The organism is Bradyrhizobium ingae, from assembly GCF_055791185.1.
In genome coordinates, this window is sequence record NZ_JBVUBB010000040.1 from 39,840 (window position 1) to 60,259 (window position 20,420).

22 protein-coding genes are annotated in these 20,420 nt (G+C 62.5%); 8 read left to right on the forward strand and 14 right to left on the reverse strand.

Going from position 1 to position 20,420, the window contains the following annotated elements; all coding sequences use genetic code 11:
• Window positions 1-17 precede the first annotated feature (17 nt).
• The 4 genes from ACV1FX_RS35420 to epsC are packed head-to-tail and all read left to right on the forward strand — an operon-like array spanning window position 18 to window position 3,859.
• Window positions 18-1,019, forward strand: coding sequence for an NrtA/SsuA/CpmA family ABC transporter substrate-binding protein (locus tag ACV1FX_RS35420; protein WP_473122166.1), 1,002 nt, complete (start codon window positions 18-20; stop codon window positions 1,017-1,019).
• A gap of 19 nt (window positions 1,020-1,038) precedes the next feature.
• On the forward strand, window positions 1,039-2,271 hold the full coding sequence (locus tag ACV1FX_RS35425; RefSeq protein WP_473122167.1) for an acyl-CoA dehydrogenase family protein: 1,233 nt from the start codon (window positions 1,039-1,041) through the stop codon (window positions 2,269-2,271).
• Window positions 2,272-2,297: 26 nt separating this feature from the next.
• Window positions 2,298-2,867: a flavin reductase family protein gene (locus ACV1FX_RS35430; protein WP_473122168.1), complete on the forward strand. Its 570-nt coding sequence runs from the start codon at window positions 2,298-2,300 to the stop codon at window positions 2,865-2,867.
• A 41-nt stretch (window positions 2,868-2,908) separates the two neighbouring features.
• A complete protein-coding gene (epsC, locus tag ACV1FX_RS35435; RefSeq protein ID WP_473122169.1) occupies window positions 2,909-3,859 on the forward strand; it encodes a serine O-acetyltransferase EpsC in 951 nt (316 codons plus the stop codon).
• On the opposite strand, the gene ACV1FX_RS35440 is transcribed toward epsC, so the two are convergent.
• The 5 genes from ACV1FX_RS35440 to ACV1FX_RS35460 all read right to left on the reverse strand — a co-directional run bounded on the left by ACV1FX_RS35440 (window position 3,856) and on the right by ACV1FX_RS35460 (window position 9,240).
• Window positions 3,856-4,722, reverse strand: a complete 867-nt coding sequence (locus tag ACV1FX_RS35440) for an ABC transporter permease (RefSeq protein WP_473122170.1) — start codon at window positions 4,720-4,722, stop codon at window positions 3,856-3,858. The two genes, epsC and ACV1FX_RS35440, sit on opposite strands and share 4 nt — an antisense overlap.
• Window positions 4,715-5,578 carry an ABC transporter ATP-binding protein gene (locus ACV1FX_RS35445; protein WP_473122171.1) on the reverse strand — a complete coding sequence of 288 codons (864 nt, stop codon included), beginning with the start codon at window positions 5,576-5,578 and terminating at the stop codon, window positions 4,715-4,717. The genes ACV1FX_RS35440 and ACV1FX_RS35445 overlap by 8 nt, the downstream gene beginning before the upstream one ends.
• Window positions 5,575-6,633 (reverse strand): ABC transporter substrate-binding protein, encoded by a 1,059-nt coding sequence (locus ACV1FX_RS35450; RefSeq protein WP_473122172.1) that lies wholly within the window; start codon window positions 6,631-6,633, stop codon window positions 5,575-5,577. The genes ACV1FX_RS35445 and ACV1FX_RS35450 overlap by 4 nt, the downstream gene beginning before the upstream one ends.
• 23 nt (window positions 6,634-6,656) lie before the next feature.
• Window positions 6,657-7,583, reverse strand: a complete 927-nt coding sequence (locus ACV1FX_RS35455; RefSeq protein WP_473122173.1) for a TauD/TfdA dioxygenase family protein — start codon at window positions 7,581-7,583, stop codon at window positions 6,657-6,659.
• Window positions 7,584-7,911: 328 nt separating this feature from the next.
• Window positions 7,912-9,240: a hypothetical protein gene (locus tag ACV1FX_RS35460; RefSeq protein ID WP_473122174.1), complete on the reverse strand. Its 1,329-nt coding sequence runs from the start codon at window positions 9,238-9,240 to the stop codon at window positions 7,912-7,914.
• A 14-nt stretch (window positions 9,241-9,254) separates the two neighbouring features.
• Here ACV1FX_RS35460 and ACV1FX_RS35465 point away from each other — a divergent pair, with 14 nt between their 5' ends.
• A complete protein-coding gene (locus ACV1FX_RS35465) occupies window positions 9,255-10,337 on the forward strand; it encodes a vanadium-dependent haloperoxidase (protein WP_473122175.1) in 1,083 nt (360 codons plus the stop codon).
• 115 nt (window positions 10,338-10,452) lie between these two features.
• On the opposite strand, the gene ACV1FX_RS35470 is transcribed toward ACV1FX_RS35465, so the two are convergent.
• Genes ACV1FX_RS35470 through ACV1FX_RS35480 form a run of 3 tightly spaced genes read right to left on the reverse strand, consistent with a single transcriptional unit; the run spans window position 10,453 to window position 13,521 of the window.
• Window positions 10,453-11,295: an ABC transporter ATP-binding protein gene (locus tag ACV1FX_RS35470; RefSeq protein WP_473122195.1), complete on the reverse strand. Its 843-nt coding sequence runs from the start codon at window positions 11,293-11,295 to the stop codon at window positions 10,453-10,455.
• Window positions 11,292-12,098, reverse strand: coding sequence for an ABC transporter permease (locus tag ACV1FX_RS35475; RefSeq protein ID WP_473122176.1), 807 nt, complete (start codon window positions 12,096-12,098; stop codon window positions 11,292-11,294). The genes ACV1FX_RS35470 and ACV1FX_RS35475 overlap by 4 nt, the downstream gene beginning before the upstream one ends.
• A gap of 4 nt (window positions 12,099-12,102) precedes the next feature.
• Complete coding sequence (locus tag ACV1FX_RS35480; protein ID WP_473122196.1) at window positions 12,103-13,521, reverse strand: ABC transporter substrate-binding protein; 1,419 nt, start codon at window positions 13,519-13,521, stop codon at window positions 12,103-12,105.
• 471 nt (window positions 13,522-13,992) lie between these two features.
• On the opposite strand from ACV1FX_RS35480, the gene ACV1FX_RS35485 reads away from it, so the two are divergent.
• Complete coding sequence (locus ACV1FX_RS35485) at window positions 13,993-14,685, forward strand: Crp/Fnr family transcriptional regulator (RefSeq protein WP_473122197.1); 693 nt, start codon at window positions 13,993-13,995, stop codon at window positions 14,683-14,685.
• On the opposite strand, the gene ACV1FX_RS35490 is transcribed toward ACV1FX_RS35485, so the two are convergent.
• Genes ACV1FX_RS35490 through ACV1FX_RS35510 form a run of 5 tightly spaced genes read right to left on the reverse strand, consistent with a single transcriptional unit; the run spans window position 14,682 to window position 18,027 of the window.
• Window positions 14,682-15,644, reverse strand: coding sequence for a HEAT repeat domain-containing protein (locus ACV1FX_RS35490; RefSeq protein ID WP_473122177.1), 963 nt, complete (start codon window positions 15,642-15,644; stop codon window positions 14,682-14,684). The two genes, ACV1FX_RS35485 and ACV1FX_RS35490, sit on opposite strands and share 4 nt — an antisense overlap.
• 1 nt (window position 15,645) lies before the next feature.
• Window positions 15,646-15,852 carry a 4Fe-4S dicluster domain-containing protein gene (locus ACV1FX_RS35495; RefSeq protein ID WP_473122178.1) on the reverse strand — a complete coding sequence of 69 codons (207 nt, stop codon included), beginning with the start codon at window positions 15,850-15,852 and terminating at the stop codon, window positions 15,646-15,648.
• Window positions 15,833-16,429: an ABC transporter substrate-binding protein gene (locus tag ACV1FX_RS35500; protein ID WP_473122179.1), complete on the reverse strand. Its 597-nt coding sequence runs from the start codon at window positions 16,427-16,429 to the stop codon at window positions 15,833-15,835. The genes ACV1FX_RS35495 and ACV1FX_RS35500 overlap by 20 nt, the downstream gene beginning before the upstream one ends.
• Entirely contained in the window at window positions 16,315-16,647 is a 333-nt protein-coding gene (locus tag ACV1FX_RS35505) for a hypothetical protein (RefSeq protein ID WP_473122180.1), read from the reverse strand. The genes ACV1FX_RS35500 and ACV1FX_RS35505 overlap by 115 nt, the downstream gene beginning before the upstream one ends.
• 30 nt (window positions 16,648-16,677) lie before the next feature.
• Window positions 16,678-18,027 (reverse strand): LLM class flavin-dependent oxidoreductase, encoded by a 1,350-nt coding sequence (locus tag ACV1FX_RS35510; RefSeq protein ID WP_473122181.1) that lies wholly within the window; start codon window positions 18,025-18,027, stop codon window positions 16,678-16,680.
• A gap of 545 nt (window positions 18,028-18,572) precedes the next feature.
• Between ACV1FX_RS35510 and ACV1FX_RS35515 the strand changes: the two genes are divergently transcribed.
• On the forward strand, window positions 18,573-18,725 hold the full coding sequence (locus ACV1FX_RS35515) for a hypothetical protein (RefSeq protein ID WP_473122182.1): 153 nt from the start codon (window positions 18,573-18,575) through the stop codon (window positions 18,723-18,725).
• Window positions 18,726-18,796: 71 nt separating this feature from the next.
• Window positions 18,797-19,306 carry an Lrp/AsnC family transcriptional regulator gene (locus ACV1FX_RS35520; RefSeq protein ID WP_473122183.1) on the forward strand — a complete coding sequence of 170 codons (510 nt, stop codon included), beginning with the start codon at window positions 18,797-18,799 and terminating at the stop codon, window positions 19,304-19,306.
• Window positions 19,307-19,370: 64 nt separating this feature from the next.
• Here ACV1FX_RS35520 and ACV1FX_RS35525 read toward each other — a convergent pair whose 3' ends face one another.
• Window positions 19,371-20,345, reverse strand: a complete 975-nt coding sequence (locus ACV1FX_RS35525; RefSeq protein WP_473122184.1) for an alpha/beta hydrolase — start codon at window positions 20,343-20,345, stop codon at window positions 19,371-19,373.
• Between the last annotated feature and the right edge of the window lie 75 nt (window positions 20,346-20,420).

A 20,420-nucleotide genomic window follows, 5' to 3' on the forward strand; every position in this document is an offset into this window, starting at 1 on the left:
GACCTGGAAGGCCCTTCATGTCTGACTTCTCCGCCAAACCATCCCGGCGCGGCTTTCTCGGCTCCGCAGCGTTCGGCATTGGTGCGCTCGCCGGCCTGAACCTCTCCCATTTCGCCGAGGCCGGTACTGGGCGCACCACGGATACGGTGCGCCTGACCTGGGGCCTCGGCGGCCTCAACCTGATCGCCAAGGAGCGCGGCGAGTTCGAGAAGGCGCTGGCCAAGGAGGGGATCAAGGTCGAGTGGCTTGGCCCGTTCCCCAATCACGCACCGACCTTGCAGGCGGTAACTGGCGGCAGCGCCGATTTCAGCTTCGGCGGCAGCACCACGCCGGCGCTGGCCGCGATCATCGCGGGCTCGCCGCTGGTGTTCACGCAATTCGTTGTCTACGAGCCGCGCACCACGGCCATCATCGCCAAGGATGGCTCGGGCATCGACAAGGTCGAGGACCTCGTCGGCAAGTCGGTCGCAGTCAACCGCTCGGGCCTCGGCGAGTTCCTGTTGGTTGCAGCGCTCGAGAAGCACAAGGTCGACCGCTCCGCGGTCAAGTTCGTCTATCTCAACCCGCCGGATGCGGCGCCCGCGCTTGCCTCCGGCAAGGTTGATGCCTGGTCTATGTGGAGCCCCGGCGTCGATATCGCCCGGCTCGAATACAAAGCGCACGACCTTTTCCTGGAGGGGCGCGATCTCGATTTCCAGATCGACTACACCTCCTATCTCACCACCCGCAAATTCGCGACGGACAATCCCGCGCTGATTCGCTCCGTCAACGATGCGTTCCGCGCCGAAGGCAAATGGATCTCGGAGAATGCCAAGGAGGCCGAGTACATCGCGCAGAAGGCTGGCAAGTACAGCGACGAGGTCCGCGACCAGTTCATCGCACTGAAGCGTCAGTATCGGTGCTTGGCGGTCGACGACAAGCAGTTCGTCTCCGATCTGCAGAAGGCCGCGGATTGGCTCGTCGCGCGCAAGATTCTGCCGGAACCGGTCAAGGTGAGCGACCATCTCGCTCAGCTCTAAGAAGAAATAGGCAAGGGGAATGAACAGACCCGTAACCAGTTTCTCGCTGGACTCCTCGTACCCGCTCCAACCCGCCTCGTCGAAAATCGAGGCCCTGCTGAAGGAGATCAACGAAGGTGCGAGCGATCGCGAGCGCGATCGCGTTCTTCCCTATGACGCAATCGAACTCATCCGGCGAGCCCGATTGGGCGCTCTACGGCTTCCCGTGGAGGCTGGCGGGGCCGGCAACTCAATCCGCGAGCTGTTCGCCTTCGTCATCCGCCTCGGCGAGGCGGACGCCAATGGCGCGCATGTTCTGCGTAATCACTTCAGCGTGGTCGAGCGTCTGGTGCGGCGTCCAAGGGACGAGCAGAGCCGGCAATGGCAAAAGGCGGTTGCCGAGGGCGCCATCATCGGCCTTGCCGCCACCGAACTCGAAAGCCAGCGCGTCGGCAACGTCACCCCTGGCACGACATTCGCGCCCGACGGAAACGGCGACTACTTCCTGAACGGCACCAAATATTACAGCACTGGCACTCTCTATTCGGATTACGTCCTGGTGCGCGCCGCCGATTCCTCCGGCACTAGCTGCGCTGCGATCGTTCCGGTCAAGCGCGACGGCATTGAGCTCGTCGACGACTGGGACGGGCTTGGCCAGCGCTTGACGGCGACCGGGACGACGCACTTCCGCAACGTCAGGGTCAAGCGTCAGGAAATCGTATTCGACGCGCCTGACGTCGGCTACGGCGTTGCCTACTCCAATACGTTCTCGCAGCTCTTCCTCACGGCCATCGTCGCCGGTATCGCGCGCGCCACGCTGCGCGATGCGACAGCGCTCGTGCGTTCCCGGAAGCGGACCTTCTACTATGCGCCGAACGAAGTCCCGAGCGAGGACCCCCTGCTTCAGCAGACCGTCGGTCAGATCGCCAGCGGCGCCTTCGCCGCCGAAACCGTAGTGCTCGCGGCCGCCGAGGCGCTGGATGTAGCGACCGACGCCTTTGACGCCGGTGCATCGAACGCGGCCGAAGCCGCCCACACTGCCGCGCTGCTCTCGGCCAAAGCCAAGATCATAGCCGATGATTTCGCCATTCGGGGCGGCAGCCTGCTGTTCGACGTCGGCGGAGCATCGGCGGCCAAGAAGGTCACAAATCTCGATCGTCACTGGCGCAACGCGCGGACGCTCTCGTCCCACAATCCGACCACCTACAAGACGCGCTCGATCGGCCAATACGAAATCAATGGCACGCCATTGCCGGAAAAGGGCTTTTTCTAGGACGAAAGACCCAAGGAGAGACTGACATGGGAAAGTCGGACATTCATCTCGTCACCGACAACGACGAGATCGAGCACCAGTTTCGCGCGGTGATGCGTCGCCTCGCCGGCGGCGTGAGCATTATCACGGCCGGGCGAGACGACAACACCACAGGGATGACGGTCACGTCGCTGACTTCGCTCAGCGCGAGCCCGCCCCGCCTGCTCGTCAGCGTCAACCGGCAGGCGTCGCCCTTTGCTCTGATCGAGCGCCACGGGGTCTTCGGCGTGAACATTCTGGGCTCCGACCAGGAGGAGTTGGCGAGCCGGTTCAGCGACGGACGCCTCAAGGGTCCGCAACGCTTTGACGGCGTTCCATGGTCTGCGGGCGCGTCCGGCGTTCCGCTGCTCGGCAACTCGCTCGCGACCATCGAATGCCGGGTCGAGGAGATCATCGAGCGCTATTCACACGGGATCATTGTCGGCAGCATCCTGAACTTCGACTTGTCGCCGCAGCTTTCCGGACTGGTGTACTGGAACGGCCAATACATCGAGATTCAGCAGGACGCCGACGATCTTCTCTGGGAAAGCAGCATTCCCTTGGCGCACGTCAGGTAACACTAAACACCCGCACTACCACCGATGGGGCTTACGACAGCATGAAGCACGAGGTTCCGCAGCAATCCGCCGAGGAGGTGACGACCACCCCAGGCAATCCCACGCAGAAGCGCTGGCAGCTCGATCGGCTCGTCGCCGCGCTCCGCGTCTCCCGGGAGGAGAGCCACAGTATCCGCCGGGACGGCGAGGCCCGTCGCGCCCCGTCGCGCGAGGCGCTCCAGGCTATTCTCGACGGCCTGACGGAAGCACTGTTCCCGCGGCACTACGGCCAATTCGACCTCGACGGCGAGAATATCGACTATTTCGTCGGCAACCGCCTCAGCATTGCCCTCGACAGCCTTTGCGACGAGATCCATCGCGCTGCCCTCTTCATCGGCGATGAGCTCACGCCCGGCTTCCGACGCGACGATGCGATCAAGCTGACGCGCAACTTTGCCTCGCAGCTTCCTGACGTCCGCGGGCTGATCATCAGCGACCTTCGTGCCGCCTTCGTCGGCGATCCCGCAGCCAGGAATTTCCCGGAGATCCTGATCGGCTATCCCGGGATGACCGCGATCATTCACCATCGCCTTGCCCACATTCTGCATCAGCTTGGCGCACGGTTGATCGCGAGGCTGGTGGCGGAGATCGCCCACACCAGGACCGGCATCGACATTCATCCCGGCGCGAGCATCGGTTCCGGCTTCTTCATCGATCACGGTACCGGCGTCGTCGTCGGGGAGACCGCGATCATCGGCACTAACGTCCGCATCTACCAGGCCGTGACGCTGGGCGCGCGCCACTTCCCCACCGACCATGAGGGCAACCTGATCAAGGGCGACGCTCGGCATCCGATCGTCGAGGACGACGTCGTGATCTATGCCGGCGCGACCATCCTCGGCCGGATCACGATCGGCCGGGGCTCGACCATCGGCGGCAATGTCTGGGTGACCCAGGACGTGTCGCCGAACAGCATCGTGACGCAGGCCACGGCGCGCAACAAGCAGGTCTAGACAGCCGGCGCCTTCCAGCGCATCAGCCGGCGTTCCAGCGTCTCGAGGATCGCGTTGAACACGAGGCCAATCACGGTGATCCCGAGGATGCCGAAATACATCTGCGGGATCAGGAAGCTGTACTGGCTGTTGATGATGAGATAGCCGAGCCCAGATTTCGCGCCGACCATCTCGGAGGCCACCAGCACCAGCATCGCTGAGGCGCTGGCGAGGCGAATCCCGACGAAGATCGTCGGCAGGGACGCCGGCAGGATCACCTTTCGGAACAATTGGCTCGGCGTGGCGCCCATGGTCCGGGCCGATTTGATCAGGAGCGGATCGACCTGCCGGACGGCAGCGATCGTATTCAGCAGCAACGGCCAGGCACAGCTATAGATCACCATGGTGACCTTCGACAGCTCACCGATGCCAAGCAGCAGGATGAACACCGGCAGCAGCGCGAGCGGCGCCGTATTGCGCGCGATCTCGATAATCTGGTTCAGGAAGTCACCGAGCCGGGCGTACCATCCCGTCAGCAGACCCAGCGGCACCATCAGGACGACGGCGATCAGAAATCCGCTCAGAGCCCGGAGCAGGCTCGCGCCGACGTCGTCGTAAAGCTCGCCGGTCTGCGCGAGCTGCCAGCCTGCAGCGATCACCTCGGAGAACGGCGGCAGGAACGTCACGTCGACCAGCCCCAGCCGTGGCGCGGCTTCCCAGACCGCCAGGAACAACACGAGCAGCAGGGACCGTTGGCCAAGGGCTCCGAACCGCTGCGCGAGTCCGCTGGACGCGTCAGTCAACGAGCTCCTGCCTTGCGTAGCACGCTCTTTCGAACTTCCCTCGGCCAGCTCCAGAAGCGTCAGCATCTCCAGATTAGACATGCGCCAGCTCCTTCGCGTTTCCAGCGGGCTCGCTTTCGCCCGTTTCGGGCAGCTGCGATCCCTGCGCCTTCAGCACCTCGTCGCGCAGCAACGACCAGACGTCATGCCGCACACGCCCGAACTCCGGAAGCGAGCGCACGTCATCCGTTTCGCTATGTAGCTCGTCGGGGACATCGACGACCTCTTTGATGCGGCCGGGGCGCGACGTCATCACCGCAACCCGCTGGCCGAGGACGACGGCCTCGTCGATTCCGTGCGTGATGAACAGGATGGTCTTTCCGGTGCTGCGCCAGATCCGCAGCAGCTCGCCCTGGAGCGTCTCGCGCGTTTGGGCATCGAGAGCTGCGAACGGCTCGTCCATCAGCAGCACCTCGGGATCGTAGGCGAGGCTCCGGGCGATAGCGACGCGCTGCTTCATGCCGCCGGAGAGCTCGTGCGGATAGTGATCAGCGAAGCCGGATAGCCCGACCAGATCGAGGTAATGCAACGCTCTCTCGCGTCGCTCCCTAGCCTTCAGGCCAGCGATATCGAGCCCAAACTCGACATTCTCGGCGGCCGTGCGCCAGGGAAATAGCGCATATTGCTGGAAGAGAATGCCGCGATCGCGCCCCGGTCCTTCGATCGGCTTGCCAGCCAGCAGGATGCGCCCGCTGCTCGGCGTCGCCAGGCCACCAAGCAGGTCCAGCAAGGTCGACTTGCCGCAGCCGCTCGGACCGACCAGCGCCAAAAACTCCCCGGCCCGCACGTCCAGCGTGATGTCGTCCAGCGCGGTGAAGCGCTGTGCCGGACCGCCGTCCTTGCCGCGGACCGGGAATTCCTTCCGCACATGCTCGACACGGATCTTGGCCGCAGTCATTTGGCGTCCGCTGTCTTGCCGGGACGGAAGTAGTTGAAGTCATTGGTGTAGATATCCGACGGCTTGAGCTGGTCCTGTTTGAGCAGACCATCCTTGACCAGCCAGTCGATCCACACCTGGAGCTCTGTATCGCCGATCACCCCGCCTTTGCTCGCGACGCCGGTACTCTTCCAATATTTGATGGGCGTAGCATCCTCGTTGCGCTTGCGCTCGGCGATGATGCGCTCGAAGCGGGCGCGGACCTCCTCCGACGGGGTCGCCTGTGCCCATGCGATGGCGCGGGAGACGCCTTCAATCAGCTTGCGCGAGGTGTTGGGATTGTCCTTGATGAACTTATCGCGCAGGACATAGGACCCGCCGGTGAAATTGCCGAACAGATCGGTGTCAGCAAACAGCCTCCGGATCCCGCCGCGTTCCAGGGCCTTGTCGCGTAACACACCGTTTAGCGTGGTCACCTCGACCTGCCCCTGGCGCAACGCCTGCTCGCCGGTGACCGGCGGGATCGCGACCAGCGTCACCTGCTTGGCCTCGGAGGGAGTGAGGCCGTTGCGAGCCAGATATTCACGCAACACAAACTCGAGGTGGGCGCCGAGCGTATTGACCGCGACCTTCTTGCCGATCAGATCACGCGCGGTCCTGATCGGGCTGTCCTCTTTCACGTAGTACCCGTAGTAGGTATTGTCGTCCGAACCGTAGTAGCCGACCACCGCCTTGATCGGCGCCTTCGCCGCGATCAGCTTGATGATCGCGCCATAGAACGCGCCGCCGATGTCGATGTCGCCGGTGACCACGGTCTGGATGTCCTGTGGTCCGCTGATGGTGTTGCCGACCCATTTGAGCTTGAGCGGAGCCAGGTAACCTAGGTCGTCGGCCAGTTCGACGAACGTCACCTGTCCGGCCCAGCCCTGGTAGCGGATCTCGGTCTTTTCAAGCTGCGGATCGGCCATGGCGCCGCCGAGCAGACCCGTCAGCGCGATGCCGCCCAGGATCAGCCGCTTGGTCTTTGCAAGCGCGCCGGCAGTCATCTGGCGCAAGCTATGAGTGGCAATTCTCATTGTCGTCATTCCTCGCTGGTGTTTCAGGCGGCCTTCGCCTGGGGCTTGGTCGCCTTGATGCGGGTCACGCTCTTGCGGCCGTCGATTCCGACCGGCACATCACCGTCGATGGTCGCACGCCGGACGATTCGATGCTGATCGCCGTAGTCGTTGACAGCGTAGTGCTGGGTGGCACGATTGTCCCAGATCACCACATCCCCTTCCCGCCAGCTCCACCGCACGGTGTTTTCGGGTGCGGTAACGTACGACTGGAACAGGTCAAACAGCTTTTGACTGTCATATTTCGATAGATCGACGAAGCGCTGGACGAAATTGCCGAGCACCAGCGTGCGCTCGCCCGTCTCGGGATGAACGCGAACCACTGGATGCTCCGTCTCGTAGATCGTGCCGGTGAAGACCTCCTCAAAATGCTTCCTGTCGGCTTCCGACGCACGGGTCTTGACCGCGTAGTCATAGGCGTTGCTGTGCACCGCCCAGAGCTCGTCGGCGAGTTTCCGGAGCGGCGCCGGCAGATCCAGATAAGCTGCCGCCGTGTTCGACCAGATGGTGTCGCCGCCGAACGCCGGGGTCACGACGCCGCGCAGGACGGAGATCTTGGGATAGGCGTCGACGAAGGTGACGTCGGTATGCCACTGGTCGGCGCGGCCGCCGCCGCGCGCAGAGTCAAGTTCAAGGATAGATGCGGTGCCCTTCGTTGCGCCGACCGTCGGATGCGGCACCAGCTTTCCGAGCCGAACGGCGAAGCGTTCCTGCTCGGCGTCGTCGAGGTGGTTCTGGTCACGGAAAAAGATGACCTTGTGCTCGAGCAGAGCCTGGTTGATCGCGGCGATCGTCTGGTCCGGAAGTTTGCCGGACAGCTTGATGTTCCTGATTTCTGCGCCAATGCGCGCCGATCGCTTGACGATGTCAGCGCGCGGAATGACGTTGTCGATGGCGATTGCGTCCGTCATGTCATGTTCCCCAAGACCGCGACCCCAATTTTGGACGAAGCTCCGCCGTTTGCCGATCGCGGAAGCGAAAAGCGGAGTGAAGACGATTGACGTTATGATTGGTCCTCTTGCTAGACTGCCGCCGGGCTTTGGCGGCGACCGCGTCTGCCGGGTCCTTCCAGTCGAAGCCGCCTCAATGCAACTTCGTGTTCGGTTCGATGATGCTAACGCAAGGCTTTCGGAAATAGCTTCCAAAGTTTGAACTGCACGGGAAATAGTTGCGTTCGCGGAAACGGCAACAGCGAAACGCAATCTGCTCTGTGCAAGCTCTCGATCTGCGTCTTGTCCACTATTCCGCCGCGACAGTGTACGGTGAGCACCAGACCGCTGACGCGTAGAGGGAGGCATCAAAATCCTCGGCGATTGGCCCATTGATGCGTGTCTCGTGCGAAGGAAGATCGGCCAGAAAGGGATCGCGGCTGATCCGGGCAACTACACCTGGAATATCGCGCTTGAAGCTCGGGACGTCGCCGATCGGCAGGCCGAAGCTGACGAAGGCCGCGGGGTTGAAGACGTGAATGTCCCGGAGATACGGCGCACGGCCGGGCTCCTTTTCCAGGAATTCGTGTCCTGACCCGAGATAGGGATGCGCCGCCAGGATTTCGTCCTGCTCGCCCGCCGGCGGCGAAAAACGGTCGTGCCAGAGCAGGATCTGATCGGCGAAGGCGGCGAGTTCCGGCCGCTTGGTGAGATCGACCTCGTACCCCGTGCCGGCGATGACGAAATCAAATGCGATGTCGCCCCTCGGGGTGGTCCCAAGCAGCCGCGAGCCAAACGCCTTTGCCGACGTCCAGGGGGCTGCAAGATGGAGGTAGAAGTTGGGGAACTTCACCACCCGTGAGATCGCATCGGGTGGTGGCGTCGACCCGGCGCGTCGGTAACGAACGGCCTGCTGCCAGCGGACCGCGTCCGGCAGCGCCGCATAATTGTCGTAAGCGCCAGGATAACCGCGCACGCGGATCACCGGCTCCGAGGCAAGCTTTTCGCGGCGCGCAAAGACGAACAGCGCCGCAAGTTTCTTGGCCTCGCCGGTGGTGCTGCGCTTCTCTCCGCCACGAGTGTTCAAGCGTTTGCGAGCGCTGAAGACAAACCCACGACGGCAGCCGGAGAAGGGCCATCCTCGAGCGATGGAGCGTTTCGCGAACACGCCTTCAAGATCCGCGTTGCCGCAGCGCAAGCTAATCGCGATGCACCCGTTCTGCCGCACCCGACCAACGGCGATGAGGAACGTTATCCGAACTATATTGGCTCCGACACGCGAGGCCTGCCGCACGATGCGCGCGGCGAAGTCGACCCGGCCGCCTTCAAGGCCACCCTCAAGGCCTATGCATCCGGCGATCCCGCGGCGTTCGAGGCCATACCGCTCGGCGGCACGCGCAAGCAGCTCAATCCGATCGGGACACTTGCCGTCGGTCTCGAGGGGTTGAACCCGGCACAGTTCGCGATTCCTCCGGCGCCGGCGCTCGAAAGCCCAACGCGTGCGGCCGACATCGTCGAGCTTTACTGGCAGTCGCTCTTGCGTGACGTGCCGTTCACGGCATTCACTGACAACACCGACAACAGGGATATCCTTGCCGCCGTCGACGAGCTCAACAAGCTTTCCGGCTTCAATGGCCACGCGCCGCCGGGAAGGTGACGCCACAGACCCTGTTTCGCGGCACCGCCCTTTATCGCGATAAATCCGACCCGGCGGGTCGCACCGGTCGCTACGTAATCCCGCCCGGCACGCTGGAAGGCCCCTATATCTCGCAATTCGCGCTGAGAGACGCGCCGCACGGCGCGCAGTATATTCCCGCTCGAATTCGGACCGTCACGCCGGAAAGCACCTTTCTCACCGACTATGACGAGTGGCTCACGGTACAGAACGGAAAATTCTCGGGCAAGACGGCAAAGTTCGATCCGACGTTGCGTTTTGTCGCGACAGGCCGCGATCTCGCCGAATACGTCCACAACAACTCGGCGACCTTCTGGGCCGCGGCGCTGTTGCTCGGCACACCGGCCGGCAAGACTGACCCATCTTATGGCGGGTTCGGGACGCCCCTTGCGCCGAGCAATCCGTACCTGAAATCAAGGACTCAGACTGGAGCGTCGAACACGTTCGCGCTGCCGTATATTCAAGGACTTCTGCCCTATGCTGCCTCGCGGGCGATTCGCATCGCCTATTGGCAGAAGTTCTTCGTCCACCGGACCCTCCGCCCAGAAGCCTATGGCGGGTTAATTCACCATCGGATCGCCAGCAAGGCCGAGTATCCAGTTCACGCCAACGTTCTCAATTCGCAGGCCCTGGCGCGCAGCGTGGCGAAATACGGCACGCACCTGCTTCCCCACGTCTATCCCGAGGGCGCGCCGATCCACTCGACCTATCCGGGCGGCGCCTCGCAGATTGCAGCGGCTTCCGTGACGATCCTCAAAGCGTTCTATGATGAGAGCGCCGTGGTGCCCAATCCGGTGCAGCCGGATCCGAAGGATCCGACCAGGCTGGTCCCCTATGAGGGCCCGCCGCTGACGGTCGGCGGCGAACTCAACAAGCTCGCGTGGAATCATGGCATAGGTCGGGATTGGGCCGGCATTCACTTCCGCTCGGACTTCTCCTCCTCGCTGGCACTCGGCGAAGAGCTCGCCATCAGCATTCTGCGCGATGAGCGGCTCACCTTCCGGGAGCCATTCGAGGGCTTTTCCTTCACACGCTTCGACGGCAGCAAGGCCACCGTCTGAAGCGGCGGCGCGCGAAACACCTTCCTCCCGAGAGAGAGAGAGAGAGAGAGAGAGAGAGCACGCGGGCGCGGTGGTGGTCTATCCCGCCATCGCGTCCTTCCAAATTCTGACGCACCTAACCGACAGCCATCCCGAGCGGGCTCAAGCGAGGCAGCGGCGCGCCGTTGTCCGGGCGCCGCAACAGGCTGAGCACGTGGCGTTTCAGACGTACGAACTCGCTCTCAGTGACAAGCTCGCTGTGCCGCGGCCGCGCAAACGGCAGGCGGATGTCATCGATCACCCGCCCCGGCCTCGCGCTCATGACGATGATCCGATCGGCCAGGAACAGCGCTTCCTCGATATCATGAGTGACGAACACCGTCGTTGTCGGAATCTTGGTCCAGATGTCGAGCAGCACTTCCTGCATCAAGCTGCGTGTCTGGGCATCCAGCGCGCCGAACGGCTCGTCCATCAACAGGACCCGCGGCTGGTTGATGAGAACCCGCGCGATCTCGACCCGCTGCTGCATCCCGCCGGAGAGCTGCGAGGGGTAGAAGGCTTCGAAACCTTCAAGCCCGACCAAGCGTAGAATTTCGTCCGCTGCTCGGTGCCGCTCCGCCCCGCCGATGCCGCGCATCTTCGGCCCGAACGCGACATTGTCGCGAACTCGTTTCCACGGAAAGAGCGTGTGCTGCTGAAATACGATTCCGCGATCTGGGCTGGGACCCAGGATCGGTTGATGGTCGAGGGCCAAACGTCCGCTGGTTGCCTGCAGATGTCCAGCCAGCGCACCGAGTAACGTCGACTTGCCGCAGCCGGACGGGCCAAGGATACAGACGAGTTCGCCCGAGGGAACCGTGAAGTCGAGATCGCGAACAGCCTCAAAAGCGTCCTCGCCTTCGCCAAGCGAGATGGAGACGTGGCTGACGTCGATCCTTCCAACGGTCTGGGTTGGGGTATCCGACACCCGGATGTTCATCGCGCGGCCGCCGCACGTCGCCATGGCATCAAATATTGTCCCAGCGCCGTCAGGAGCCAGCTGCTGCCCATGCCGAGCAGACCGATGACCAGCATACCGACGATAATGTCGGCATAATTCTGCAAGGTATAGGCCTCCCAGGTGTAATAGCCGATGCCGAACTGGCCGGAGATCATCTCTGCGGTGACGAGGCAGAACCAGGACGTGCCCATGCCGATAGCAAGGCCCGTGACGATGCTGGGTGCTGCACCTGGCAGCACGACCTCCCGCAGGATCGCGGCTGGCGTACCACCGAGGCTGCGCGCGGAGGCGACCAGCCGGCGGTCGATATTGGCGACGCCATGGACCGTATTGAGGACGATCGGGAAGAGCGCGCCGATGAAGGTGATGAAGATCATCGACAATTCCGAGGACGGGAAGACCAGGATCGACAAGGGGATCCATGCCACCGCCGGAATCGGCCGCAGCAATTCCAACGGCGGCAGTATGAGATCGCTGGCAGCGCGCGAGCGGCCGATTGCGAAGCCGAACACCACCCCGATCACAACGGCCGCGCCATAGCCCGCGAACACCCGCCAAAGGCTGCTGCCAACATGCGCCAGTAACTTTGGAGATCTCAGGAGAACCATGGCGGACTCGGCCACTTCGGTGGGAGGCGGCACGTTGCGGAACGTCACCACGCCAAGATTGAGATGCAGCGAGGAGGCAAGCTGCCACAGCGCGATACAGGCGAGGAGGGAGAAGCCGCGAACCAGCCACCGCACTGCCGGCAGTCGGTCGGGACTATGGCCGGCGGCAGCCATGGGGTCACCGGCTCGCCACGATCGCTTCGCGGGCGCCGGCGTAGTCGAGCACTTGTCCGCCGTGCTCCTTCGACCACCTCTCGGAACCCTCCTTCAGCAGGAAGGCATTCAGCTCGCCATTTGCCAAGCGTACGAACCATGCCTGGTTGGCGAATAGCTTGATGCCGCTTTCGCGATCCTGTGCATACACGACGCGGACGGACTTGCCCTCTTTCTCCAGCGCCGCAAGCACCTTCAAGGCATTCTCCGGCGAGCCGTAGTGACGCACCTGAGGCTCGTCCTTGACCCAGATCTGCGCTACCCGGCTGAAATCCGCAATCTCGGTACCGGTTGCCGCATCCTTGGCCTTCAGGGGGAGCTGGGCATAATTCTTCAGTTCAGCATCGTAGTCGCGGCCGGCCTGCACAAGTGCGGCGCGGATAAACTTGTCGGTCACGAACTGGGTGATGTCGAGATCGCTGTCGGCGCGCTTCAGGTGCTTTAGCGTCTTGATCGAGGTCGCGACTGCCTGGCGGTATTCGGGCTTCCAGGTCACGTCGCGGGTCTGCAGGCCGAGCGGCCCGTGAAAGAGGTAGACGACTTCCGCCTCAATGCCGGTCAGCTTGGTGATCAGCTCGCTGTATTTCTCGGGCTCTTCTGCGATCAGCCTATCGGCCTCGATGGCGGCGCGCAGATAGGCGACGACGATCTCTGGATATTTTTCTGCGTATTCGGCATCGACGAGCGAACCATGAAAGGTGGGCGCGCTCGCCTGCGAGCCGTCAAAGATCTTGCGCGCAAAGCCGCGCCACGGGAACAGCTCCGCAAATGGCACAAAGTCCGCGTGCGCCTCGATCTTATTCGCCTGCAAGGCGGGACCGGCGACCTCGGGTGCCTGCGTGATGATATTGACGTCTGTTTCGGGATTCCACCCTTGGGCTTCGATGGCGCGAAGTAGCATGCCGTGGGACGTTGAGGCGAAGGGAACGGAGATCGTCTTGCCCTTCAGATCCGCAATCGACTGTGCCGGCGAACTTGCCGGCACCACAATGCCATTGCAACTGCCTTTGGTACTGCCCGACAGCACGCTGATGAACAGGCTGCGGCGGCCAGCCTTCTGAAACGCAACCCCATTCAGCGAGCCAGGGAAGTCCGCCATCGCGCCGAAATCAAGCTTGCCTGCGACCATCTCGTTGGTCAGCGGCGCACCGCTGGTAAAATTCTTCCATTGGATGTCGTAGGTGACGTCCTTGTACCTGCCCTCGTGCGGCAGGAATTTCTCGAGCAGCTTCAACTCGCGGATCAAGAGTCCGCCGGTTGCGCAATTGATCGTCGTATCCTGCGTCCCGACCGCAACCCGAATGGTTTCCGCGCTTGATATGCCCGTAAGACCTATCGCCGCAACTGCGGCCGCAGCGATGATCCTCACAGCTTTGAACGACATCATTTGGCCCGTCCTCGATTGTCGATGCCGGCAGACTGCCGCCGGCATATTTGGCGAGAACTATTGAACCGATGCCGCCAAGGCTGAAGCAATTAGTTGCGCGGCTGCCTGCCCGCTACTGCCGTTTCTTGATTCTGTCACAACGCACGGACGGATTGCATCAAATTATTTTCTCGTTTTGGCATGATCAGAAGATGAATTGTTTCCCCACCAACTCGTTTGCGCATCAGCTCTCCTAAGTGCAGCTCAATTCAATCAAAGAAGTGGACTTTATCCGTCTGTCGCCCTTAGCTACCTCCGACACCGCAAGACGAACCGATGGCGATGACGATGCTCAAGGAAGCTTCCGAAGCCGGGATCCAGGCGCTGATGGGCCGCACGGGCGCTGCGGTTCAACGCGACTGGCCGACCAAATCGAAACCTGCCGCCGCCTTGGCTCCACACGCGGCCGCCGGCGACTCCGCGCTGTTCATGAGCGAGAGCATCGACGGGCTTGATGTCGGCGCCCACTTTCTCGACCGCCTGTCGGCCGAGCAGAACGCACAGGTGCAGGCCGCGGGACGCAGCATTCTGGTGCCGCAGGGCGCCATGGTGTTCAGCCAGGGCGAGCGCCATGGGGGGATTTTCATCATCAGGTGCGGGCAGGTCCGGGTTTATTACACCGCTCCTTCCGGTCGCGAGATCACCCTCGCCTATTGGACGCCCGGCCATTTCATCGGAGGGCCGGAGATCTCAGGCGGCGGCGCGCACATGTGGTCCGGCGTGGCCATTGAAGACTGCGAGATCACCGCATTGTCGAGCGTTGCGCTGCAGAAGCTGCTCGTGCAGATGCCGGCGTTCGCGCTGGCGCTGATCGACGGGCTGATTGCCAAGGGCAAGTGCTATTCCTCCATGGCGCAAATGCTGGGAACGCGCTCGGTGATCGAGCGGCTGGCCCAATACCTCTTGAACCTTGCCGAACTCTACGGGCGTGCCGATGGCGACGCTATCGTCATCAACCGCAAGGTGACCCACGACCAGGTCGCCGCAATGGTCGGCTCCACCCGCCAATGGGTGACGATGACGCTGAAGCGGTTTCAGACCAGGCACATCATCAGCATCGAAGGCAGCGTCATCCGCATCAAGCGGCTCGATCTGCTGGAAAAGATCCTGTTCAAGGATTAGCGCGCCTCGATCTGTTGCAGCGCCCAGCTCACGGTCTTTCTCACGTCCGGATCATCGTCGCCCAGGCGTGCGACCAGCGCGTCGCGGGCGGCCGGATCTGCGATCTCACCAAGCGCCGCTGCAGCGTCCTTGCGGAGCGATGGCAGCTCGTCGTCAAGGAAGGGAATGATGGCGCCCACCCCTCCCCGAAAACGGAGCTTGCCCAGGCTCTGCAGCGCCTTCTGGCGCACTTGCCAGTAGCCATCACCCAACGCGACGATGAGCGCTGGTGCCACTAAGGCCTGACCAATCCGCCCGATCGTCTCGGCGGCGACTGCCCTCAGCTGCCATTCTCGATCCGAAAGGGCGTCGGCGGCCGCCTGAGCGGCGGCCTCGTTCCGTGCAAATGACAGCGCATCAACCGCGGCCAACCTCACATCTGGATGTCCGTCCTTGGTCGCGCGGATCAGAGAAGGCAGCGCTTCGGTAAGCTTGAGATAGCCGATCACGCCGACGGCCTGCGTGCGCACTGCAGGTTCGGCGTCGCCGAGCGCGCCGATGGCCGGCCCAAGCAACTCTCCGACCTGGAGCGCTTTCAAGGCGCGCAGGATCGCGGCCCGCACAAAGCTGGAGGGATGCTTCACCAGTGGTAGCAGGGTCGCGCTGGTAGCAGGGTCGCGAAGCTCTGCCAGGCTGTCCGCAGCTGCTTGCGCGACGGCAGTGTCAGAATTGAGGAGAGCTCCGATTAGCGCCTTGGCCACGTCGACGCCGTCAAAATCTCCCAACGCACGCGCGGCCTGCAGCCTCACACCCGCATCAGCATCATCCGCCGCCCGCGCCAACAGCGGAACGGCCTCATCCGTCGGCGTCTCCACGAGTTCGATGACTGCGAGACGGCGGACTGACGGGTCGGGGCTTTGCAGACGCTCCGCAATCTCATCGAGATCGCCGAAGGCCTCGAACGGCTCGAATGCAGTCATGTCAACGCAACAGATAGGGAATGTTGACGGTCACGGCGCCGGTCGGACAATCGGCCTCGCAGGGCATGCAGTACCAGCATTCGTCATACTTCATATAAGCTTTGCTGGTGAGATCGCTGATCCTGAGCACGTCGAGCGGGCAGACTTCGACGCAAACCGTGCAGCCTTTGTCGGCGATGCACTTGGCCTCATCGATAACGACCGGCACGGTTGTGGGCGCGGTTGGCCTCGTCCGACGACCAGCGAGCGGCGCGGACGATCGCCGAGACGATCTTCTGGGTGATGTCCGGATGCGCCTTGATGAAGGCCTCCTGCCCGATCAGCGTCGAATGACGCTCATAGGCGGGATTATCGCCCTTGGTGGTGTAGATGATCTCGGTGATGTTCTTCTCGACAAGACCAGCGAGCGGGAAGTTGCCGAAGGCCGCATCGATGTCCTTCGAGGTCAACGCCGCATTCGTAGTCGCGGTGTCCATGTTGATGACCTGGACATTCCGCTCCTGCAGGCCGTTTCCGGCCAGCACCTTCACCGCGGCAAGATGATTGTTGGTGCCGCGGAAGATCGCGACCTTGCGGCCGCGCAGCTCCGCCACCTTGCGAATCGGCGACCCCACCGGCACGGCGAGGTAGATCGGCGCGTGCGCTCCGGAGGCGAGCAGGATTTTCGTCTTCAGCCCATTCGCCCGCCCGATGATCTCGGGCAGGTCGCCTGAATCGCGAAATCGAGCTGATTGTTGGCAAAGGCCTCGTTGACCGCCGGACCCGCCCCTTTGAAAAAGTACCAATCGATCTTGACGTCAGGGCGATCGTGCAAGTCGGCATCGAGGTAGTGCTCCGAATGCACCACACTTGCCGATGAGCCGCCGGAAAACTGCCGGTTATCCGCACCGACCGACGCAAAGCCGATGCGCACGGTCAGCGGCTCGGCGCTGACAGGCGGCGACACCGCGCCCGCCAGGAGGCCGGCCAGCGCCAGCACGAGGTGAAGCTTGCTGGGGATCATTCCTGCATTCCCATTCCAGATCGTGTCATGTCATTCGGCGGCAATGGCCGTGCGGATCGCGCGCTGCGGCACGCGCAGGCCGAGGTGGTCGCGCAAGGTCGTCCCTTCATAGTCGTCCCTGAACAGGCCGCGCCGGCGCAGCTCCGGCACCACCAGCTTAACGAAATCGGTCAACCCGCCGGGGAGCGTCGGGGCCATGATGTTGAAGCCATCGGCGCCGTAGTTCTGAAAGCGCTCTTCGAGCTGGTCCGCGATCTGCGTCGGCGTACCCACGACCTGCCAATGGCCTCGCGCCCCGGCGATCCGGAGATAGAGGTCGCGCACCGTCAGCCCCTCACGGCGCGCAAGCTCGACGAGCAGGGCCTGCCTGCTCTTACCGCCTTCGGTTTCCCTCAGCGGCGGCAACGGTCCGTCCGGCGCCGCCGTCAGGATCTCAGGCGCTCCGAGGAAGCCGGCGAGCAGATCAAGCCCGACCTCGGGGGAGATCAGCGACTGCAACTCTTCGAACTTCTCCTTGGCCTCGCTCTCCGTGTCGCCGACCACCGGAAACACGCCTGGCAAGATCTTCAGTTCATCTGCGGCCCGTCCATATTTGGCAAGCCGCCCCTTGACGTCGGAATAGAACGCCACGGCCTCTTCCAGAGTTTGCTGTGCCGTGAAGATGGCCTCCGCCGTCCGCGCCGCCAGATCCATGCCCGGACCGCTCGATCCGGCCTGAACCAGGATCGGCCGCCCCTGCGGCGATGGCGGAATGTTGAGCGGTCCGCGCACCCGGAAATGGCTGCCCTGATGATTGAGCACATGCAGCTTGTCGGGATCAAAATAGAGCCCGCTCTCCCGGTCGCGCACGAATGCGTTTTCATCCCAGCTGTCCCACAGCCCGCGCACCACATCGGCAAATTCCTCAGCCCGTTGATAGCGCTCCGCGTGAGGGCTGAGGACGCTCCTATTGAAGTTCAACGCTGCAGCGGGTTCGGTCGATGTCACGAGGTTCCAGCCGGCTCGGCCGCCGCTTAAGCGATCGAGCGAAGCAAACTGCCGTGCGACATTGAATGGCTCGTTGAAGCTGGTGGAGACGGTCGCAACCAACCCGATCCGCGACGTCACCGCGGCAAGCGCCGACAGAAGCGTCAACGGCTCGAACGGATAGACCCCGCTATGCGCCTTGTGGCTTGAGGCTTCGATCCGGTCGATCCGCACCCCGACCATGTCGGCGAGGAAGATGGCGTCGAATTTGGCCTCTTCCGCGATTCGCGCAAACTGCACGAACTCGGCCAACGTCTGGCTGTCGGATGCATCTGGTGAGCGCCAGGCGGCGACATGGTGACCGGTGAAAAGCAGGAACGCTCCGAGCGAGAGCTTCTCCTTGCGACTTGGCATCGAATTCTCCGAGTGGTGCCGGCTGCTTTCAGCGCTCGCTTCGTCGCTCCGCCGTTGCCAGGTATGACGACGGGTCGCCGCCTCGCGCAATCTCACAGATTTCCAATCTTGAGGCACGGCACGCTATGGCTCTTCTTTGCGAGCGGCCTCAAGAGGAACGATTGATGCTTTCGACGTTCAAGCCCCCGGATCGATCCACAGATCGGCGAAGCTTCCGTTCAGTCCCTCGGCTCCGGGTGCGAAGCGTCGACTCGCAAAAAGAGCAAACTCAGTGTTGCGCGAGCTATCAAACTCTTCGTTAGAGACATTCGGCAGGAACGGCGAGCGGCTTGCAAGGCCTCCAATGCCTCATCCTCCAGGGTGCCCGAGCGAAAAGCGGTAAATCGGCTCTGTTGACGCAGCGCCTTGAAATGGGTCTCTCAAAAGAATGGGACGCTCAGAATAATCCTAGCAAACTTGGGCTTGCAATCGCGCCACTGTGTTCAATATCGGTTGGGGCGTGGTAATTTGATGTCCGTCTGCTCTCTGGCTGCCTTGGAGGGAACGTGAGGGACCTCGCTTCACTGCACCCGCTTGTCGTCAAGTGTTTTGAACAGGTGCGCAAGTGGAAACGGCGCACCAATCAAGCCGATTTACGCGATCGCGATGACGATACCGACGATTTCTACGACATATTCCTGTTTGGTCCGCACGGCTGAAGACACTCCAAGCTGTGGTTGCTGCGATGCTGTCCTTTCTCAGCCTCTAAAAAGGAACAGAATTCCTCAAAATGACCGACCTCATCATCCCACCTCCCCAGAACAGGCGCCGACTCGACGCCATCGATCGCGAGATCCTGATTGCGCTTCAGGAAGACGCGTCCTTGTCTGCCGCTCAGATCGGCGACCGGGTCGGCCTGTCCGCCACCCCCTCCTGGAAGCGCGTCCAGCGGCTGGAGGCCGACAGCGTAATCCTAAAGCGGGTCGCGCTGGTCGACCCAAACAAGATCGGGCTCGGCATTTCCGTGTTCGTGTCGGTGGAGAGCGCCAACCATTCGCGATCCTGGCTGAAGAAGTTCGCCGCCGCCGTCAGCGCCATGCCCGAGGTGGTGGAATTCTATCGCATGGCCGGCGACGTCGATTACATCCTACGCGTCGTGGTCGCGGACATGCAGGCCTACGACCTGTTCTACAAGAAGCTGATCAGTGCTGGGCCGCTGAAGAACGTCACATCTCGCTTTGCAATTGAGAAGATCAAGTCGGTCACTGCGCTGCCGATCCCGGGGGTGGTGGTAGCGTAAATCACTTGCTTCCTTGATCGTGAATCATGAAAGATCGCCGTCCCCGAGAGCGCTTAACGGCGATCTAGCGATTGACGAAATCGGCAATCTCCTGCAGCGCTTCGCTCGCCTCGGGAAACAGTCCCAGAAAGGCGTGCCAGACATGCGGCAGTTCGGACCAGATGCTCAAATCGGTTCTTACCCCGGCATCTATCAGACGCGCCGCGAATTTCCTGGTGTCGTAAGCCAGCGTTTCGATCGCGCTCGCCTGCAACAATGTCGGCGGAAACCTCGCCAGGAGTTCGCGCGGCGCATGGACCGGTGATACGCGATGGTCTGACGAATTGCCGCTCGGACCGAGGTAAATCGCCGTGGCAGCGGCGAGGGTTTCCGCCGCCACGATCTGATCATCGATCCCGACGCGGTCGTCCCGAGCCAGATTGTCAAGTGTGCCTGCGATCAGCACGAGGCGATCGGGCAATCGTACGCCCTTGGCTGCCAGCTCCAGACAGGTGGCCGCAGCCAGGTTTCCGCCCGCGGAGTCACCGACCAGACTCAAATGCGTCGCGGGCTCGCGCGCGAGCTGATGGTTCTTGCCCCCGTCGGGACCATGAAGCGCCGCCCAACGAAATGCATTGACGCAGTCTTCGAGACCGGCAGGAAAACGATGTTCAGGTGCTAATCGATAGTCGACGACCAGGACCGCTGCCCGCGAAAGACGCGCCAGCGTCCCGGTCAAAGTTCGGTAGTCGTGTGGAGAGCCACCGACCCATCCGCCTCCATGCGTATACACGATGCGACGTGCAGGGTCGGCATCGCTCGGGATCACCCACTCGGCAGGGACGCCTCCTGCGTCGACCGCCGCAAAGGTGATGCCTTCGAGTCTAGGCCCCACGCCGACATCGCCATAACGCGGCATCAAGGCCCGGATGACGGCCACGAATTGTTGGAGCGGGTCGGAAATCCCCTCCAGGTTCGCCGAGGCGGCCAGTCCGGAGAGATGAGCAAAGGCACGGTCAAGCTCGGCGCGCTGCTCACGCTTTGTTGCAAGGTCGTTCATCGGTCACTCCGTCCGCTTCGGGCCTTGCACAGGCTAGTCGGAGAAACGATCCGCGGCACTGACCGAAAGACGCAC

Coding starts and splice junctions, on each gene's coding strand:
- ACV1FX_RS35420 (WP_473122166.1), top strand. CDS start 18: ATGTCTGACTTCTCCGCCAAACCATCCCGGCGCGGCTTTCTCGGCTCC.
- ACV1FX_RS35425 (WP_473122167.1), top strand. CDS start 1,039: ATGAACAGACCCGTAACCAGTTTCTCGCTGGACTCCTCGTACCCGCTC.
- ACV1FX_RS35430 (WP_473122168.1), top strand. CDS start 2,298: ATGGGAAAGTCGGACATTCATCTCGTCACCGACAACGACGAGATCGAG.
- epsC (WP_473122169.1), top strand. CDS start 2,909: ATGAAGCACGAGGTTCCGCAGCAATCCGCCGAGGAGGTGACGACCACC.
- ACV1FX_RS35440 (WP_473122170.1), bottom strand. CDS start 4,722: ATGTCTAATCTGGAGATGCTGACGCTTCTGGAGCTGGCCGAGGGAAGT.
- ACV1FX_RS35445 (WP_473122171.1), bottom strand. CDS start 5,578: ATGACTGCGGCCAAGATCCGTGTCGAGCATGTGCGGAAGGAATTCCCG.
- ACV1FX_RS35450 (WP_473122172.1), bottom strand. CDS start 6,633: ATGAGAATTGCCACTCATAGCTTGCGCCAGATGACTGCCGGCGCGCTT.
- ACV1FX_RS35455 (WP_473122173.1), bottom strand. CDS start 7,583: ATGACGGACGCAATCGCCATCGACAACGTCATTCCGCGCGCTGACATC.
- ACV1FX_RS35470 (WP_473122195.1), bottom strand. CDS start 11,295: ATGAACATCCGGGTGTCGGATACCCCAACCCAGACCGTTGGAAGGATC.
- ACV1FX_RS35475 (WP_473122176.1), bottom strand. CDS start 12,098: ATGGCTGCCGCCGGCCATAGTCCCGACCGACTGCCGGCAGTGCGGTGG.
- ACV1FX_RS35480 (WP_473122196.1), bottom strand. CDS start 13,521: ATGTCGTTCAAAGCTGTGAGGATCATCGCTGCGGCCGCAGTTGCGGCG.
- ACV1FX_RS35485 (WP_473122197.1), top strand. CDS start 13,993: ATGAGCGAGAGCATCGACGGGCTTGATGTCGGCGCCCACTTTCTCGAC.
- ACV1FX_RS35490 (WP_473122177.1), bottom strand. CDS start 15,644: ATGACTGCATTCGAGCCGTTCGAGGCCTTCGGCGATCTCGATGAGATT.
- ACV1FX_RS35505 (WP_473122180.1), bottom strand. CDS start 16,647: ATGATCCCCAGCAAGCTTCACCTCGTGCTGGCGCTGGCCGGCCTCCTG.
- ACV1FX_RS35510 (WP_473122181.1), bottom strand. CDS start 18,027: ATGCCAAGTCGCAAGGAGAAGCTCTCGCTCGGAGCGTTCCTGCTTTTC.
- ACV1FX_RS35520 (WP_473122183.1), top strand. CDS start 18,797: ATGACCGACCTCATCATCCCACCTCCCCAGAACAGGCGCCGACTCGAC.
- ACV1FX_RS35525 (WP_473122184.1), bottom strand. CDS start 20,345: ATGAACGACCTTGCAACAAAGCGTGAGCAGCGCGCCGAGCTTGACCGT.